Source organism: Olegusella sp. (assembly GCF_057238325.1).
The window spans coordinates 1-14,321 of sequence record NZ_DBHHGF010000017.1; the positions used below are offsets into that span (position 1 = coordinate 1).

Sequence of the window (14,321 nt, forward strand, 5' to 3'; positions counted from 1 at the left end):
ACGATAACGAGGGTCATAAAATTACATACACAATAACGGAAGATACTATATCAGGATATACACCTAAGGTTGGAGGATTTAACATCACTAACAGCTATACACCTGAGGAGACATCTATCTCTGTCACTAAGAAATGGGATGATGCCAACTAAGAAATGGGATGATGCCAACGACCAAGACGGTATCCGCACGAACTCCGTGAAAGTTCAGCTCTACGCCAACGGTGAGCCGACAGGTGATGTTGTCGAGCTTTCTGCCGACAATCAGTGGAGCCACACCTGGACAGGCTTCTTCCAGAAGGAATGCGGCCAGGACATCGCCTACACCGTCAGGGAGGTCGAGGTGCCCGAGGGCTATACCGCCACCGTCTCCGGCGATGCCACGACAGGCTTTACTGTTACCAACACCCATGCGCCCGAGACTACATCTGTTCCTGTTACCAAGAAGTGGGCTGGTTCTGAGGGTGGTCCTGTCACCATTCACTTGCTGGCTGACGGCGCCGATACTGGCCGAACACTGACACTTTCAGCTGACAACGGCTGGGCGGACTCTTTCGACGGCCTCGCCAAGTATGCCAACGGCAAGGCTATCGTCTACACTATCTCTGAGGATCCCGTTAAGGGCGATACCTCTAAGGTCTCTGGCGACGCCGATTCTGGCTTTACCGTGACCAATACCGAGAAGCCCAAGCCCGATAAGCCAAAGAGCTCTAAACCAAACAAGTCAAAGGATCATAAATCCAATAAACCGAATCAGTCTCGCAAAAGGTCTGGCTATCTTCCACAAACTGGTGATGTGAACATTCCGTCTTTCGCTTTGCTCTTGATGGCATCCGTCTTAACGTTTGCTGTGGCAATAAGTCTACGTCACAGAAATTCTCTGGTGAATAATGTGACACAGTATCTTGATCGTCGGTAAATCTTATAAATGGATGTCATTAGTTTGAACTAGCTTAAGTACTCCTATTGATGGGTTATAACACGTTAGTAGGAGTACTTAGTTTTCTTCTAGCTTGAAGGTTCATCTTTAGCAGAAAGCCATCGCGACAATGCATAATAACAGGGGGAGGGATTGCTATATGCGATCTCGATGGCTACCACGACTATCTCATCTCATTGATTGCCATCATGGCTACGAAGCTATCTCTTTGTCCCATTCAGTCGTCCCGACCATAAAGCCGCAGTTCAGAGGCTTGATATCTCTGTTTTTTTGTTTGAAGCTTAAAAATGCTACTTCAGTACATACTTACTCATTTAGCGTAAATGTCCTGCATCCATTGTAAGAACTCTATCGTACTTTTATGCTGTCTCAGGCGTAAGTCGATGGGTGACACTGATGCAAGTAACATCGTTCAGTGACAGTATGCTGTCCTCTACCGCAGCTGCGGTTTGCTCATCTAAGGCAGAGGTTGCTTTATCCAACAGCAGTACATCCTTGCTACTCAATAATGCCCTGGCAATAGCAATGCGTTGACACTCTCCGCCTGAGAAGTTGGAACCGTTTGCTTCAACCATGCTATCAAGACCCTGTGGTAACGCAGCTATAAATTCAGTCAAGCCAGCTTTTTACTGCCTTGAGGATTTCGTCATCGCCCTTTTGTCAGAAGTCCCTGGAGGTGACAGGGCATTAAAGGTCTCCGATACAGGTCTTGCAGATTTCAATTTGCTTATCTTAGTGGACAGTTCAAAAGCAGGCGATATAACCTGTCCTGTAAGTTGGGTGACCGCCATAATGCTACCGATGGTTATATATCTCCTCATGGCAAAATAACCAGCCAGTCCCATAATCAAAAATTGTACGGAAACGGACGAGAGAGGGGGTTAGGCCGTACACCCCTGCTATCAGTGACGACAACTGCTCTTTACTGTATTCTAGGCGCCGGGCATCTGAAATGAATTTTGGAAGTATCTCCTTCTCGGCCTGGTAAGTCATTATCACTTCATGACCGTTGAGCAGATCGCTGAGCGTCTCATTATAAGAAGTCGTTGACTCTATAATTGTAGTCTGCGCATTTCCTAGTGCCTTAGTGAAGAGATTTGGCAACAAACTTGGAATTGCCATGGCTGCAATGGAGATAACAGCAATAAAAGGATTCATGTAGAGAAGAACAAAGACGGCAAACACAATACAAATGACAGAGTCCATGATAGAAATACGGTTTTGCAAAACCTTTTCCTCATTGCAGGTGTCAGGTACTACAGATTCAAACTTTTTATCATATGAAAAAAAGATTTAAGGATTGCCCTGCTAAATAAAAAAAGCTGGTGTTGTGTTGCAGTTAGACTTAAGCACAACGTTAATTGTGTGTATTAGGGTGCTTCCGCTCATACTCTCGGATGGTTTCGAGATGTTCCGATGTCCCCACATAGTTGTCCTTGAGATGATGCTTGAGACATTCACTTGCGAGATCGGCAACGGTTTCTTGTTCCGCGAGCCACCGTGGGACTTCGTGATGTGGTTTGAGCTTGCGCCAGAGAAGCTCACCGATGTTGATAACAAGTCTATAGAGGCCATAGAGTGCAAAAAGCATACTCATATAGCCCAAAAAGCTGTGGCCTGCACGCACAAGCTCAAACCAGCCTAACTGTAGAACAAAGGGGAAAAGCCAGCGTAGAGGCTCTTTTACATGACGTTCATAAGCACATTTCTCACAGATGGGTTTATCGAGCTGTTTATAGCTCATGGAGACGCGACCGCCCTTACTGCGATTCTCATGACCAAGATAGACGGTCGCTACCTGGTTAGTTTTTTCTCCGCAGATGATGCACTTATTGAATCCCTGCTCTTCCATGAGCACTCCTAAAACTCGAATATACGATGAGCTGTATACATGCGTACAAACCCATCAGATAGCATTAATCTCTTTCGTGCATTATCTCTTTGGTAGCTTCATAAAGTCTCTGAAAACGATTGCGAAGAGAACGATATGTCGAATAATTCTTAGGGTTGGGATAGTATACACATGCAGGCTTTACTGCTTGGTCGAGTTCAGCCCAACTAGAGAAGGCTCCACCGCCTAATGCTGCCATGAGGGCATCCCCATACGCTGAGCCAATGGTTACTTCGGGAATGGCGACTGGGCGTTCAATCATATCTGCTACACACTGTAGCCAAGCTTCATTTTTTGTACCACCGCCTGTGCACATAACCTTTTTAAGCTTGACATTATTTTCAGCAAGGATGTCGAAATGCTGAGCGATGGTGCTAGATATACCTTCAATAACAGCACGCGAAAGATGAGCACGTGTATGGTTTGTGGTAAGACCAAAAAATACACCACGAGCCTCTGGATCGTTGATTGGAGTACGTTCACCTGCAAAGTAGGGGAGGCATAAAAGACCATCGGAACCTGGTGATATGGTTGAGGCTTCTTGCGCCATAACTTCAAAAGCATTACCGCCGCCAGTCTCTTCGCTCGCTTTAGCATCTTTATATGCTACATCGCGTAGCCATTTGGTAAGAGCGCCTGCGGTGTTTGTGCCGGCACAAAGTGAATAGGTGCCAGGGATAATAAATGTTCCAGGCCATAGACGTGAATCATTGATTAATTTTTCAGTCATGCAGACAAAGAAAATGGTAGATCCCAATTGAACCATAATATCCCCTGGCTGGAAGACGCCAGAAGAAATGGCCTCCGCGCCGGAGTCACCAGTTCCCACAAGGACGGGAGTCCCTTCGACAAGCCCCGTCTCCTTAGAGGCTCGTGCAGTTATGGTACCAGCGATGTCAGTTGCATGCATAACGCGGGCCATCTGATTGGGATGGCAGATATCACGGCAGCCCACCTCGCTGGCCTCCCAGCTGATGGGATCATAACAGGGCATAAACTCTTCGGCGAGATATACGTCGATGGTGAAATTGCCAGTGAGCTTTGCACAGAGATAGCTCGATCCTGTAAGAAATTTATCGGCAGCCTCCCAAACTTCAGGCATATTATCTTTGAACCACATAATTTTTGGAGCAATATCGCTCGTGCAAATTGCATGCCCCATAATATGTTCGGCATCAGCGCCGAGCATTTCACCGAGTTCTGCCATTTCCCTAGTAGCGCGGGAATCGATGCCATAAAGAATAGCCTTTGAAAGGGCGGTACCATCGGCGTCAACCGGAATACAGTCGCAGCCCATACACGAAAGACCAACGCACGCAATTTGTTCAGCTGATATACCCGCCTCTGCAATAAGAGCGCGACTTACCTGGCAGAATTCGGGCCACCATTCGCTTTCAGGATCCATCTCAAACCAGCCGGGCTGAGGATTTGAGACATTGTGTCGTATGGCTTCCGAAGCAACAACACGGCAAGTCTTGTCAATGAGAACACCGCGAGTCTCACCTGTCCCAATATCAATACCGATGAAAAAGTGCTCCATCCCTATTCCTCCCCACGGATAGAACGAATTAGCTGCATGAATGAGGCAACGCGGTTTTGATCAATAGGATTATCGAAGACGCCGTCACGTTTGAACGCAGAGCCAACAAAGGCTCCCGAGCATACAGAGAGGACTTCAGTTGCATTATCCTCGCGACAGCCAGTTCCGCAGACAATAGGAACATTCTTCGCGACAGCTTTGACATCATAGAAGAGCTGAGTGGTGGCAGGACGCCCTGGTCCTGATCCCCCTACTACATACGCATTGGGACGAACATTAAATAGCAATGAACTTGCCATTTCAACGGTCGTACGTCCACCAATATTGTTTTCATCCTCACTTGTAATGAAGTAAAAGAGCTTCAGGTTATCTAGACGCAAGTCATGCTTATGGCGAAGAGTTTGAGATACGTCATGATCAACAATGCCACCATCGCCTGACCAAGCACCAGTAAAAACGCAGCGCGTGAATGATGCGCCTGTTGCTGCACACAAGTCCATCGTAGCGCTGCCATCGTAAATGGCTTCTGCACCGAAGGGTATACAAAATTGGTCCTTGATTGCACCAATAACACAACCCATCGCAGCTGTCGTTACCGGAGAGACATGTTTTTGATAGGGAGTGCTAAATTCGTTAGTGACGAGTATTCCATCGACCCCACCAGATTGAAGCGCAATAAGATCTGCTTTTGCCGCGTCAATAACCTTGTCGATAGTTCCGTCACTGGGATAAAAGGGATCTCCCGGTAACTCCCTAAGATGAAGCAGACCAATAATTGGCTTTTCTGTACCAAACAATGAGCTGAGGAAGGACATTTACCAAACCCCTCTCCTGTAGGCTTTCTCAATAAATATAAGACGTTATAGTACGTTATATATTACTAAGGACTGATATTCAAGGAGATTTCGGTGTGGATGAAAGTTTGTCGGTAGAAGGGCAATACGGTGAATAGACCTTTACAGAAATTCGTAAAATACTTAATTTATTTTTTGTTATATAAGGCTGTTCCTAGGTAGAAAACAGGTTTTTAAGCTTCAATATCGTCTGAAGTTGATGCAGCTTATTATATATACTTACTATTACTTACTATTCGCATAGGTTTTTGCACGCTACTTGTCATCCGATAGAAGGGTGTGGCATATGAAGCTCGATGAGGAATCCCTGACCCCTCTCTATCAACAAGCTATGGAAGAAATAAAAAAATCTATTAACAATGGCTCCTATAATACCGGCGACAAAATTCCAAGCGAAGCTGAGCTTTCAGAGATGTTTGCGGTAAGTCGCATTACTGTGCGACGTGCTGTTGAGGAACTGGTAGATGAAGGAATCCTTACTAAAAAGCAGGGAAAAGGTACCTATGTGACCCATCGCAAGCTTCATCGTAAGATTACCCAAGAGAGCATGGTTCAGAGTTTTTCGGATACCTGTAAACTCAACGGTCTCACCCCTGGAGCTCATGTTATTGAGCGAAAGATCGTTGCTGCTGGGAAAGAAGGGCAGCGACGTTTGGGTCTTAATCCAGATGACAAGCTTATTTATATTCGCCGCGTTCGTACTGCTGATGGTGATCCCATCATGTTGGAGAATAATTACTACAACTACAACAGATTTGCCTTCTTGATAGATGCGGACCTCGATGACACATCACTTTTTGATCTCATTGAAGAGAAGCTTGGCTTCAGACCTGATGATTCTACGCCAAGTAACATCGAGATTGTTCTTGCCACTACTGATACTGCTCGCGACCTGTCGGTAGGAGTGGGCGAGCCGCTTTTTTTGCTCGACTCCTGTATGATGGGAAATAACGGTGAAGCTTTGTTTTTTGAGCATCAATACATCGTTGGTTCACGTTTTATTTTTGTGGTGTAACAAGTGCACATATTTTTTTGTAAGTCTTAACTTCGCTTTACAATTGGCCATTTTGTTATAGGTTGTTATATAACATCTGCCGCTTACCCCAAAATTTTGACCAATTGCGGAAGCACATAACTGCTATCTAAAGAAAACATCATAAGATAATTAGACATTTTACCTGCGGATTTTACGGTTACTCACGTTTGGTGCGCGCAGAGTTGCTCTTGTATTGGCACGCATGTGTACGAGCCGATTATCTATCCATAATGCTATGCTTCTCCAATATAATACGTTGTATAACGTCTATCATGTCATATAACGTATGTAAGAGGGGAATTTCCCTCTGCTGGGGATGCAAGCTAGAGATAGGAGGCAGATATGGATGAGGAAGCCCTTGCCCAGAAGAAGAAAAAGGGATTTGAGGTCCCACATGTTTACACCATCTGTTTTGCGCTTATGGTGTTATTCGCTATCCTCACGTGGATTGTGCCATCAGGCTCATTTGAGCGCGTAGAGATGGAGACGGCGGCCGGTACACGTAGTGTGGCAGTTGCTGGTACCTATACGCCCGTAGATAAAGTTACTGAGGATGGCGATTTACGTCAGGGTATATTTAGTCTGCTTATGGCTCCGACTCAAGGCATTCAACAGGCTTCTGATGTTGTGGCATTTGTACTGCTCATTGGCGGTGCTTTTGCAATTATTACAAAAACAAATGCTATCAATGCAGGAATGGCTGCTCTAATCAAGATTTTGAAAGAAAAAGATGCTCTCATTATTCCTGTTGCCATGATTTTATTTGGTATTGGTGGAACTACCTTTGGTATGTCTGAGGAGGCTCTGCCGTTCTACGCAATTTTTATTCCCATGATGATGGCGATGGGATATGACTCAATGACAGCCTTTATGATTTGCTTTATGGGCCCCAATGCGGGTTATATTGCCTCTACTATCAATCCTTTCAACGTGCTTATTGCTCAAGGTATTATCGGGGTTGAAGGAAACCCGCAGCTATGGTTGCGTGCAATTACCTGGGTTATTGTTATGGCGCTTACTATCATTTGGGTTATGCGCTATGCACGTAAGGTTAAGGCTAATCCCACGTTTTCGATTACTCATCAGGATGATTTTGCTAAACGAGTTGAGTTTTCTGTGACCGACGATGCCCTTGATATCCATTTCACAGGTCGCCAAAAGGCTGTCCTTGTCGTTTTTGCCTGCGGCATGGGACTTATTGTGTGGGGCCTCATTACTCAAGGCTGGTATATGGATGAAATCTCCGCTGTGTTTGTTGGCATGGGTTTGCTCGCTGGTATTGTTGGTGGCCTTACCGAACATGAGATGGCTGAAGAATTTGTCAAAGGAATGTCAGATTTTGCCTATGCCGCCGTGGTTATTGGTCTAGCCCGCTCAATTCTTGTTATCGCTGAAAATGGCATGATTATTGATACCATTCTTAATTTCCTTGCCAATCTACTTGCGGGAGTTCCTGCGCCTATTTATACAACAATGCTCTATATTGTCTATGCACTTCTTACCTTCCTAGTTCCTAGTTCATCTGGTATGGCAGCACTTACCATGCCTATTGTTGGTCCGCTAACCGAGCTTATGGGCGTCAATCCCGAAGGTGCTGTCACCGCAATGTGCATTTCCAATCAGATTATCAATTGTATTAGTCCTACTGCCGGAATGACGATTGCTGGTCTGGGTGTTTCCAAAATTAGTCTTGAGCAGTGGTGGAAGACCAGTTGGAAATTTATTTTGCTGCTTATGGTGGTCGGCATCGTGATCACCGCAATTTCTGGCATGCTTCCCGTAGCTTAGTTAGTAGTGACTATTCGACGCGCGCATATGACGACTCTTGCACCTTGCAAGGGTCGTCTTTTCAGGGGTCTATAATGGGACTTTTTTCAGGAAATCTCTATTCGCAGAGCTTGCGTCAGACAACGCATGTGAACATTATTGTGCCTGATGAGTCGGAAGACTTTTGGCCTATTGTGCAAGGAACACCCCGCGTACTTTATCTGCTACATGGTTTGGGATCCGATTGTGATGAGTGGCCTCGCTTTTCAAAAATAGAAGCGTATGCAAAGCTTTATAACTTTTGGGTGATTATGCCTGAGGTGCAACGTAGTTTTTATACCAATACAGCATTTGGACCTGCGTATCTTAGCTATGTTGCTGAAGAGCTGCCAAAGCTTGTGAACAAGTTCTTTTGTGTGTCTGCGGATTGCTCTCGCACTTTCATAGCGGGCGAGAGTATGGGTGGTTACGGTGCGGCGAAGATAGGACTGACATATCCAAACAGTTTTGCTGGTATTGGCATGTTGTCTGCTGTATGCGACCTCTCCATCATTTCAGGGGCAAAATCTCTCCTGTCGTGGGAGGGCACTGCTATTCCCGAGGAACAAGCCTACTTTGGCTGTGAGGGTCCTGTTGCGGATGAGCTGGTATGCTTGGCAAAAAATGTCAACCCACAGATACGGCCTCTTCTGGTTCAATGCTGCGGAAATGAAGACTTTCTCCTAGAGCAAAATAGGCTTTTTTCAAAAAATCTCAATGATATTGGATGGGAACACAGCTACTTCGAAGCGGGTGGAGATCACAATTTTCTCTTCTGGGATTCCGCTATTGAACGTGTTATTAAAACTTTTGTGGGCATCCAATGAAGCAAAACCGTTCGCGAAAAAACAATATTGTCTAAACAATATGTTATATAACGTTATATAATTTGCTGAGATCTTATCAAAAAAAGTGGACACTTCAAAGAAGGCTGTATAGGCAGTAAAAATCAGTCGACGAAAAAAGGGAGCAGCATGTCAGATAGCATTGTTATTCTTTCGCAAAGTATTTTTCCTGCCACTGGTACCGAATCGTTCGATGGTTTTATCGCTATTGAAGATGGCGTGATTAAAGCAGTAGGAAAGGCTATTGACGCCATCCGCTATACAGCTCATTCCTCTCGCGTTATTGACATGGGTGAGCGTACCGTTATGCCTGGTATGGTCGATGTACATACATTTTTCTCTGGTTGGGTACTTGAGAGCTTGGGCTGTGACCTCTCATCTGCACGCAGCATCGATGAGAGTATCGAAGCGCTGCGAAGTTATGATTCTATACATCCAGGTGACATTGGACTCTTTGGGCACGCTTGGAATTCTGAGGTCTTTAACGAAGACGCAGAAGAGCTACTTTCTGTCGTATTCCCAACGCGTCCCGTTGTCGCATTTACCGCAGATCGCAGTAGCTGTTGGATGAACAGCGCTGCTCGAGAGCGCTATCAATTTACCCCCGAAGCCTGTTGGGCCGAGATGATATGGCGCATGATGCCTGAGTATCTCACACAACCTGAGGTACAGAGTCGGTATTACGACTACATGGGTCTACTTAATACACGGGGTGTGACCTCCATTAAAGAGATAACCTTTGATGATTACTATGGCTTTGCGGATGTGATGGCTCAAATGGAGCAAGCGGGTGAGATGACCCTGCATGTGGATATGATGAGTCAGCCCGTGGGGTATGGTGCTAACATTGCGCATGGTATACGCATGAGAGAGCATTTTACAGGACCTTACGTAAGCTTTTCAGGGTACAACCGCATGACTGACCGGGGTGTTGCTGGTGGTCTTGCTGAGTATATCGATCCTTATACGAGCAATCCTACTATGCGAGTTGCTACACCCGTTGAGTGGGAGCTTATTGAGTCTGAACTGAACGCTGTCGATGCTGCTGGATTTCGATATTCACTCCATTGTCAAGGTGATGGTGCGGTCCGACATGCCATTGATGCCCTCGATCGCCTTTGCGCTCATGACGCATCCGGTCGCCTTACCAACCGTCATGCTATCACTGACCTTGAGTGCACCAACTCTGAGGATCTTGAGCGTTTTGGAGCTCTTGGTGGAATCGCTGAGATTTATCCACAGATTCAGTCGCTTGACAGCGCAGAGGACATAAAGAGCATGGCGCTTCGTCAGATTGGTCCTGAGCGCTTTGCACAGTTTTGGAATCGCCGCAAGATGTGGGATAGCGGAGTCCTTGTCTCTTGTGGTACTGACCTGCCGCTGTTGATTCCACATATTGGAGAATCCATCTTCTGTGGTTGTGGCGGATATTTTAATGATGGCGTTGCGATCAACCGCGAGAACATGCTCAGTATTCCCGAGCTGCTTACCGCATGGACAGCGCATGGCGCGTACAACTGTTATGCCGAAGATCGCCTGGGCACGCTTGAAGAGGGCAAACTCGCCGATATTGCTGCGCTTGATCGTAATGTAATTGGACTTGCTCCAACAAAGGCTCGTGATACCAAGGTGGTCTTGACCTTATCTTCCGGTCGCATCGTTTATGAGGATTTATAACATTGTAGGAAGGGGGAGAGGTGGCACACATTAAGAAATCGCAGGTATGTGCACTTGGCATTCATTATCTCATGTATCCGCTCGACTATATGCTTGATGGACATGTTGAGGCTGGCTATGAGGTAATTGAACTTATCGGTCAGGCACCGCACTTCAATATGGATTCCGATTGGAATCAAAATGTAGCCGATGTCCGTAAGAAGATTGAGGATCGTGGTTTGCGGATCGGTCTTTTTACTCCTGAGTGCTCCTGTTTTCAATGGAAAAACAATTATGCTGATGCAATTGCACATAAGAAATCAATGGAATATTTCAAGAGAGCCATGGATGTCTGTACCCAACTGGGTGCAAATATGATGCTTACTAATGCTTGTGGCGACACCATGGACGAAGATCACACCGCTATATATGACCGTGCCATCCGTCACTTTATAGAGATTGCAAACTACGCGCAGGAAGCAGGTGTTACTATCGCACTTGAGGCAGTACGTCCGCAGGAAGCTCGAACATGCATTACGCTCGAAGAGGTTGCTGGCTTGGTTGAGGCTGTCGATAGCAGGCATATTCGTGCCGCGCTTGATACAGTAGCTATGGGCGTTCAGGGCGAAACTCCACGCCAATGGTTTGAACGTTTGGGCGATAAAATAGTCCATTGTCATTTTGTTGATGGTCGCCCCTATGCTCATCTTGCGTGGGGAGAGGGCTTATTCCCACTTGAGCGTTATCTTGATGTTCTCAACGAATATAACTATGACGGACTTCTTGGCCAAGAGCTAACCGATGGACGTTACTTTGACGACCCCAAGGCGGCTGACAAGACTAACTTTACTGCATTATCCAAATATTTCAGCGATGAGGAGGTCTAAACGATGGCCTATCCTACTATTCGCCGCCAACAAGTTGATGGAATGAACATTCATTGGGCTCAGTGGTCACTCGATTCTTTTTTGCGTACTCAGGCGGAGTTGGGTTTTACCGGCATCGAGCTGTGGGTCAATATGCCGCATGTATATCTCGATCGATATGGCTATGAGGATGCAAAGGCGCTTAAGAGAAAAATAGAAAGCTATGATCTCACGACCCATGTTGTTTGTCCTGAAAACGTTGTTTCGCCATACCAGGTCAATCCCCAAGAATCCTTTTTGATTGAACCGATATTTGAGTACTTCAAAAATGGTATTAAATTGAGCGCAGAACTTGGAGCACAGTACCTCTCCATCAATTCTGGGTGGGGCTATTGGAATGAGAACCGCGAGGAAGCATGGAAGCGCTCACGTGATATGCTGTCGCGTCTTTCAGATGTAGCTCAGCAGGAGGGCATTATCCTTACCATCGAATCGCTACGCCCACAGGAGAGTCAACTGGTGGTAACCCTTGAAGATACCAAGCGTATGTATGATGAGATCAACCATCCTAACTTCAAAATAATGGTGGATACCGTTGCTATGAGTGTTTCGGGCGAGACGCTTGATCAGTGGTTTGAAACCTTTGGTGATGAAATCCGCAACATGCATTTTATTGATTGCAATCCCTATGGGCACCTTGTTTGGGGAGACGGCAATCGCAGTCTCTCAAATTGGATTGCAACTCTTAATAAATACAATTACCAGGGTTTTTTGGGCCAGGAGATTACAGATGAGCGTTATATAAGCGATCCCGCTGCTGCCGATTTTCGTAACTTCCATAACCTAGAGCGTTATTTCGATGAAGACAGATAAGACAACAATGTGATTAAGGTGTGCTCGCACACAAAGAGAAAAGGAGAACTTAATGACCCCCAAGGAGTATATCGACGCAGTAATTGCTGAGAGAAGCACTATCAAACAGGTCTATTGGGTTGCCTGTGGCGGCTCGATGATTGACATGATTCCTGCAAGCTATTTACTTAATGCTCAGAGTGAAACGATTGTCTCCGCCTTCTATACTGCGCGCGAATTCTGTCTTATGCCACCTGCCAAACTGGGGACAAACAGCCTTGTGATTACCTGCAGTCATTCAGGCAACACGCCAGAGAGCTACGATGCTGCCACGTTCGCTATATCCCGAGGTGCAGCAGTCCTTGCTATGACCAATCATGCAGGGTCGCGTATTGACTCAGGCGAATGGCCATGCTGGGTATATAGCTGGACGGATGAAATCCCGCAGTCTGAAAAACCTGCTGCATTTAGCTTGATGCTCGCAGCTGAGCTTATGCGTACTTACGAAAACTTTAGCCTTTATGAGGCACTCGTTAACGGTATTTCAAAGATTGATTCAATTTTGCTATCTGCAAAAGCAAAATGCAAAGCTGAATTGGGCGATCGCTTTGCCGCTTTATGCCAAAAGCATAACTTTCTCTACATCCTTGGTTCTGGTCCGACATTTAGTCAGACCTATGGGTTTGCAATTTGTTCGCTACAGGAGATGCAGTGGCAAAACTGCTGCTATATTCACTCCGGCGAGTATTTCCACGGCCCGTTTGAATGTACCGAGAATGACGTTTTCTATTTCTTGCAACTGGGCTCAGGTGTCAATCGCGCAATGGATGAACGTGCTCGTAACTTCCTTGAGACACATACAGACACTTTGATGGTGCTTGATGCTCTTGATTACGGTATGGGTGCTATTGATGAAGCGGTCCGCGCCTATCTTGATCCGATTTTGTTTTATGAGATGAATGTTACTTTGCGCGCTGCTCGTGGTGAGCTTTTTGATCACAATCCCGATTACCGACGTTACATGGGCAAAGTTACGTATTAGTCAGTAACAGTCCGGAGCAATAAGATTCTGTACACCCATTGGGAGGAGAATGCCATGGAGTTTCATGGATTTGATGTTGCCGTCTGTGGCTTTGGCGATAATGTTGTCGATGTGTATGAGCACATTCGTACTGAGTTTCCTGGTGGCAACTGTGTAAACTTCGCTGTTTATGCCAAGAAGGCTGGCGCGCGTCGCTCTGCATATATGGGCTATTTTGGCAGCGACGAACGTGCCGAACACGTGATTGAAGCCCTGCACGAGGAAAATATCGAAACACTCAAATGTAAGCAGCTGCTTGGCCCCAATGGATTTTCTTGTGTCTCAATTGCTGAAGACGGCGATCGCCTTTGGGGTGACTATAACGCTGGGGGCATTCGCGGTGAGACGAGTTTTGTCCTTGACCGGTTTGATCTTGAGTATCTCAAACAGTTTGATGTCGTTCATTCTGGAAACTACTGCTATATGGAGCGGCAGCTACCCAAAATTCACGAGGCGGGTATTGAACTGTCATTTGATTTCTCGGATGACTCATCTTGGGAGTACTACCAGGAGATTGCGCCTAGTGTGAGCTATGCATTTTTCTCTGCCTCTGATCTTACGCATGATGCGATGAATGATCGTCTAGTTAAGATTCATGAGCTTGGTCCTAAGTGGGTGAGTGCAACGCGGGGTATTGAGGGTTGTTTTGCCTATGATGGGACGCGTTTTTATCGTCAAAAATCCGTTCCAGTTGCTGATATGAAAGACGCTATGGGGGCAGGAGATTCATTTTTAACAGCCTTCTTGGTGAAGTCTCTCGATTGTAAGAAAAAAGGCATGACAGATGAGGACGCTTATGTCGCCGGCCTTGACTTTGCTGCTCATTTTGCATCTGAAGTTTGCTGCGCTGTCGATGGTTCTTGGGGTCATGGGTACCAGTACTAAGTGTCAGACTCAGGGAAAGGAGACCAGCTATGGCTTGTCAAGCATTTTCAAGAGGAGATTTAAGGACAGT

General features: G+C 46.0%; 15 protein-coding genes. 10 read left to right on the top strand and 5 right to left on the bottom strand.

Annotated elements, in window-relative coordinates; genetic code table 11:
• Positions 1-32: 32 nt before the first annotated feature.
• Together ACO5JD_RS08915 and ACO5JD_RS08920 are read left to right on the top strand one after the other, a co-directional pair.
• Positions 33-152, top strand: coding sequence for a hypothetical protein (locus ACO5JD_RS08915; protein WP_484989304.1), 120 nt, complete (start codon positions 33-35; stop codon positions 150-152).
• Positions 142-918: a Cna B-type domain-containing protein gene (locus ACO5JD_RS08920; RefSeq protein ID WP_484989276.1), complete on the top strand. Its 777-nt coding sequence runs from the start codon at positions 142-144 to the stop codon at positions 916-918. Before ACO5JD_RS08915 ends, ACO5JD_RS08920 begins: the two co-directional genes overlap by 11 nt.
• 380 nt (positions 919-1,298) lie before the next feature.
• On the opposite strand, the gene ACO5JD_RS08925 is transcribed toward ACO5JD_RS08920, so the two are convergent.
• The 5 genes from ACO5JD_RS08925 to ACO5JD_RS08945 all read right to left on the bottom strand — a co-directional run bounded on the left by ACO5JD_RS08925 (position 1,299) and on the right by ACO5JD_RS08945 (position 5,185).
• On the bottom strand, positions 1,299-1,556 hold the full coding sequence (locus ACO5JD_RS08925; RefSeq protein ID WP_484989278.1) for an ATP-binding cassette domain-containing protein: 258 nt from the start codon (positions 1,554-1,556) through the stop codon (positions 1,299-1,301).
• 178 nt (positions 1,557-1,734) lie between these two features.
• Entirely contained in the window at positions 1,735-2,145 is a 411-nt protein-coding gene (locus tag ACO5JD_RS08930) for a hypothetical protein (protein WP_484989280.1), read from the bottom strand.
• Positions 2,146-2,296: 151 nt separating this feature from the next.
• The gene (locus ACO5JD_RS08935; RefSeq protein WP_484989282.1) at positions 2,297-2,791 is read right to left on the bottom strand and encodes a hypothetical protein; all 495 of its coding nucleotides are present in this window, start codon (positions 2,789-2,791) and stop codon (positions 2,297-2,299) included.
• Positions 2,792-2,855: 64 nt separating this feature from the next.
• Positions 2,856-4,370 (bottom strand): FGGY-family carbohydrate kinase, encoded by a 1,515-nt coding sequence (locus tag ACO5JD_RS08940; RefSeq protein ID WP_484989284.1) that lies wholly within the window; start codon positions 4,368-4,370, stop codon positions 2,856-2,858.
• Positions 4,371-4,372: 2 nt separating this feature from the next.
• Complete coding sequence (locus tag ACO5JD_RS08945; protein ID WP_484989286.1) at positions 4,373-5,185, bottom strand: BtpA/SgcQ family protein; 813 nt, start codon at positions 5,183-5,185, stop codon at positions 4,373-4,375.
• Positions 5,186-5,510: 325 nt separating this feature from the next.
• On the opposite strand from ACO5JD_RS08945, the gene ACO5JD_RS08950 reads away from it, so the two are divergent.
• The 8 genes from ACO5JD_RS08950 (at position 5,511) to ACO5JD_RS08985 (ending at position 14,251) form a co-directional block, all read left to right on the top strand.
• Positions 5,511-6,239 (top strand): GntR family transcriptional regulator, encoded by a 729-nt coding sequence (locus ACO5JD_RS08950; RefSeq protein WP_484989288.1) that lies wholly within the window; start codon positions 5,511-5,513, stop codon positions 6,237-6,239.
• Between the two features lie 363 nt (positions 6,240-6,602).
• A complete protein-coding gene (locus tag ACO5JD_RS08955; RefSeq protein ID WP_484989290.1) occupies positions 6,603-8,048 on the top strand; it encodes a YfcC family protein in 1,446 nt (481 codons plus the stop codon).
• A gap of 74 nt (positions 8,049-8,122) precedes the next feature.
• Positions 8,123-8,893 (top strand): alpha/beta hydrolase, encoded by a 771-nt coding sequence (locus ACO5JD_RS08960; RefSeq protein WP_484989292.1) that lies wholly within the window; start codon positions 8,123-8,125, stop codon positions 8,891-8,893.
• A 147-nt stretch (positions 8,894-9,040) separates the two neighbouring features.
• Positions 9,041-10,588: an amidohydrolase gene (locus ACO5JD_RS08965; protein ID WP_484989294.1), complete on the top strand. Its 1,548-nt coding sequence runs from the start codon at positions 9,041-9,043 to the stop codon at positions 10,586-10,588.
• A 20-nt stretch (positions 10,589-10,608) separates the two neighbouring features.
• Positions 10,609-11,454, top strand: a complete 846-nt coding sequence (locus ACO5JD_RS08970) for a sugar phosphate isomerase/epimerase family protein (RefSeq protein WP_484989296.1) — start codon at positions 10,609-10,611, stop codon at positions 11,452-11,454.
• A 3-nt stretch (positions 11,455-11,457) separates the two neighbouring features.
• On the top strand, positions 11,458-12,306 hold the full coding sequence (locus tag ACO5JD_RS08975; protein WP_484989298.1) for a sugar phosphate isomerase/epimerase family protein: 849 nt from the start codon (positions 11,458-11,460) through the stop codon (positions 12,304-12,306).
• A 52-nt stretch (positions 12,307-12,358) separates the two neighbouring features.
• The gene (locus tag ACO5JD_RS08980; RefSeq protein ID WP_484989300.1) at positions 12,359-13,327 is read left to right on the top strand and encodes an SIS domain-containing protein; all 969 of its coding nucleotides are present in this window, start codon (positions 12,359-12,361) and stop codon (positions 13,325-13,327) included.
• A gap of 54 nt (positions 13,328-13,381) precedes the next feature.
• Positions 13,382-14,251 (top strand): PfkB family carbohydrate kinase, encoded by an 870-nt coding sequence (locus ACO5JD_RS08985; RefSeq protein WP_484989302.1) that lies wholly within the window; start codon positions 13,382-13,384, stop codon positions 14,249-14,251.
• The last annotated feature ends 70 nt before the right edge of the window (positions 14,252-14,321 follow it).

Excerpts from the sequence above, each read along its gene's own strand:
- ACO5JD_RS08920 (WP_484989276.1), top strand. The coding sequence starts at position 142 with ATGCCAACTAAGAAATGGGATGATGCCAACGACCAAGACGGTATCCGC.
- ACO5JD_RS08940 (WP_484989284.1), bottom strand. The coding sequence starts at position 4,370 with ATGGAGCACTTTTTCATCGGTATTGATATTGGGACAGGTGAGACTCGC.
- ACO5JD_RS08965 (WP_484989294.1), top strand. The coding sequence starts at position 9,041 with ATGTCAGATAGCATTGTTATTCTTTCGCAAAGTATTTTTCCTGCCACT.
- ACO5JD_RS08935 (WP_484989282.1), bottom strand. The coding sequence starts at position 2,791 with ATGGAAGAGCAGGGATTCAATAAGTGCATCATCTGCGGAGAAAAAACT.
- ACO5JD_RS08945 (WP_484989286.1), bottom strand. The coding sequence starts at position 5,185 with ATGTCCTTCCTCAGCTCATTGTTTGGTACAGAAAAGCCAATTATTGGT.
- ACO5JD_RS08985 (WP_484989302.1), top strand. The coding sequence starts at position 13,382 with ATGGAGTTTCATGGATTTGATGTTGCCGTCTGTGGCTTTGGCGATAAT.
- ACO5JD_RS08960 (WP_484989292.1), top strand. The coding sequence starts at position 8,123 with ATGGGACTTTTTTCAGGAAATCTCTATTCGCAGAGCTTGCGTCAGACA.
- ACO5JD_RS08950 (WP_484989288.1), top strand. The coding sequence starts at position 5,511 with ATGAAGCTCGATGAGGAATCCCTGACCCCTCTCTATCAACAAGCTATG.
- ACO5JD_RS08930 (WP_484989280.1), bottom strand. The coding sequence starts at position 2,145 with ATGGACTCTGTCATTTGTATTGTGTTTGCCGTCTTTGTTCTTCTCTAC.
- ACO5JD_RS08955 (WP_484989290.1), top strand. The coding sequence starts at position 6,603 with ATGGATGAGGAAGCCCTTGCCCAGAAGAAGAAAAAGGGATTTGAGGTC.
- ACO5JD_RS08975 (WP_484989298.1), top strand. The coding sequence starts at position 11,458 with ATGGCCTATCCTACTATTCGCCGCCAACAAGTTGATGGAATGAACATT.
- ACO5JD_RS08980 (WP_484989300.1), top strand. The coding sequence starts at position 12,359 with ATGACCCCCAAGGAGTATATCGACGCAGTAATTGCTGAGAGAAGCACT.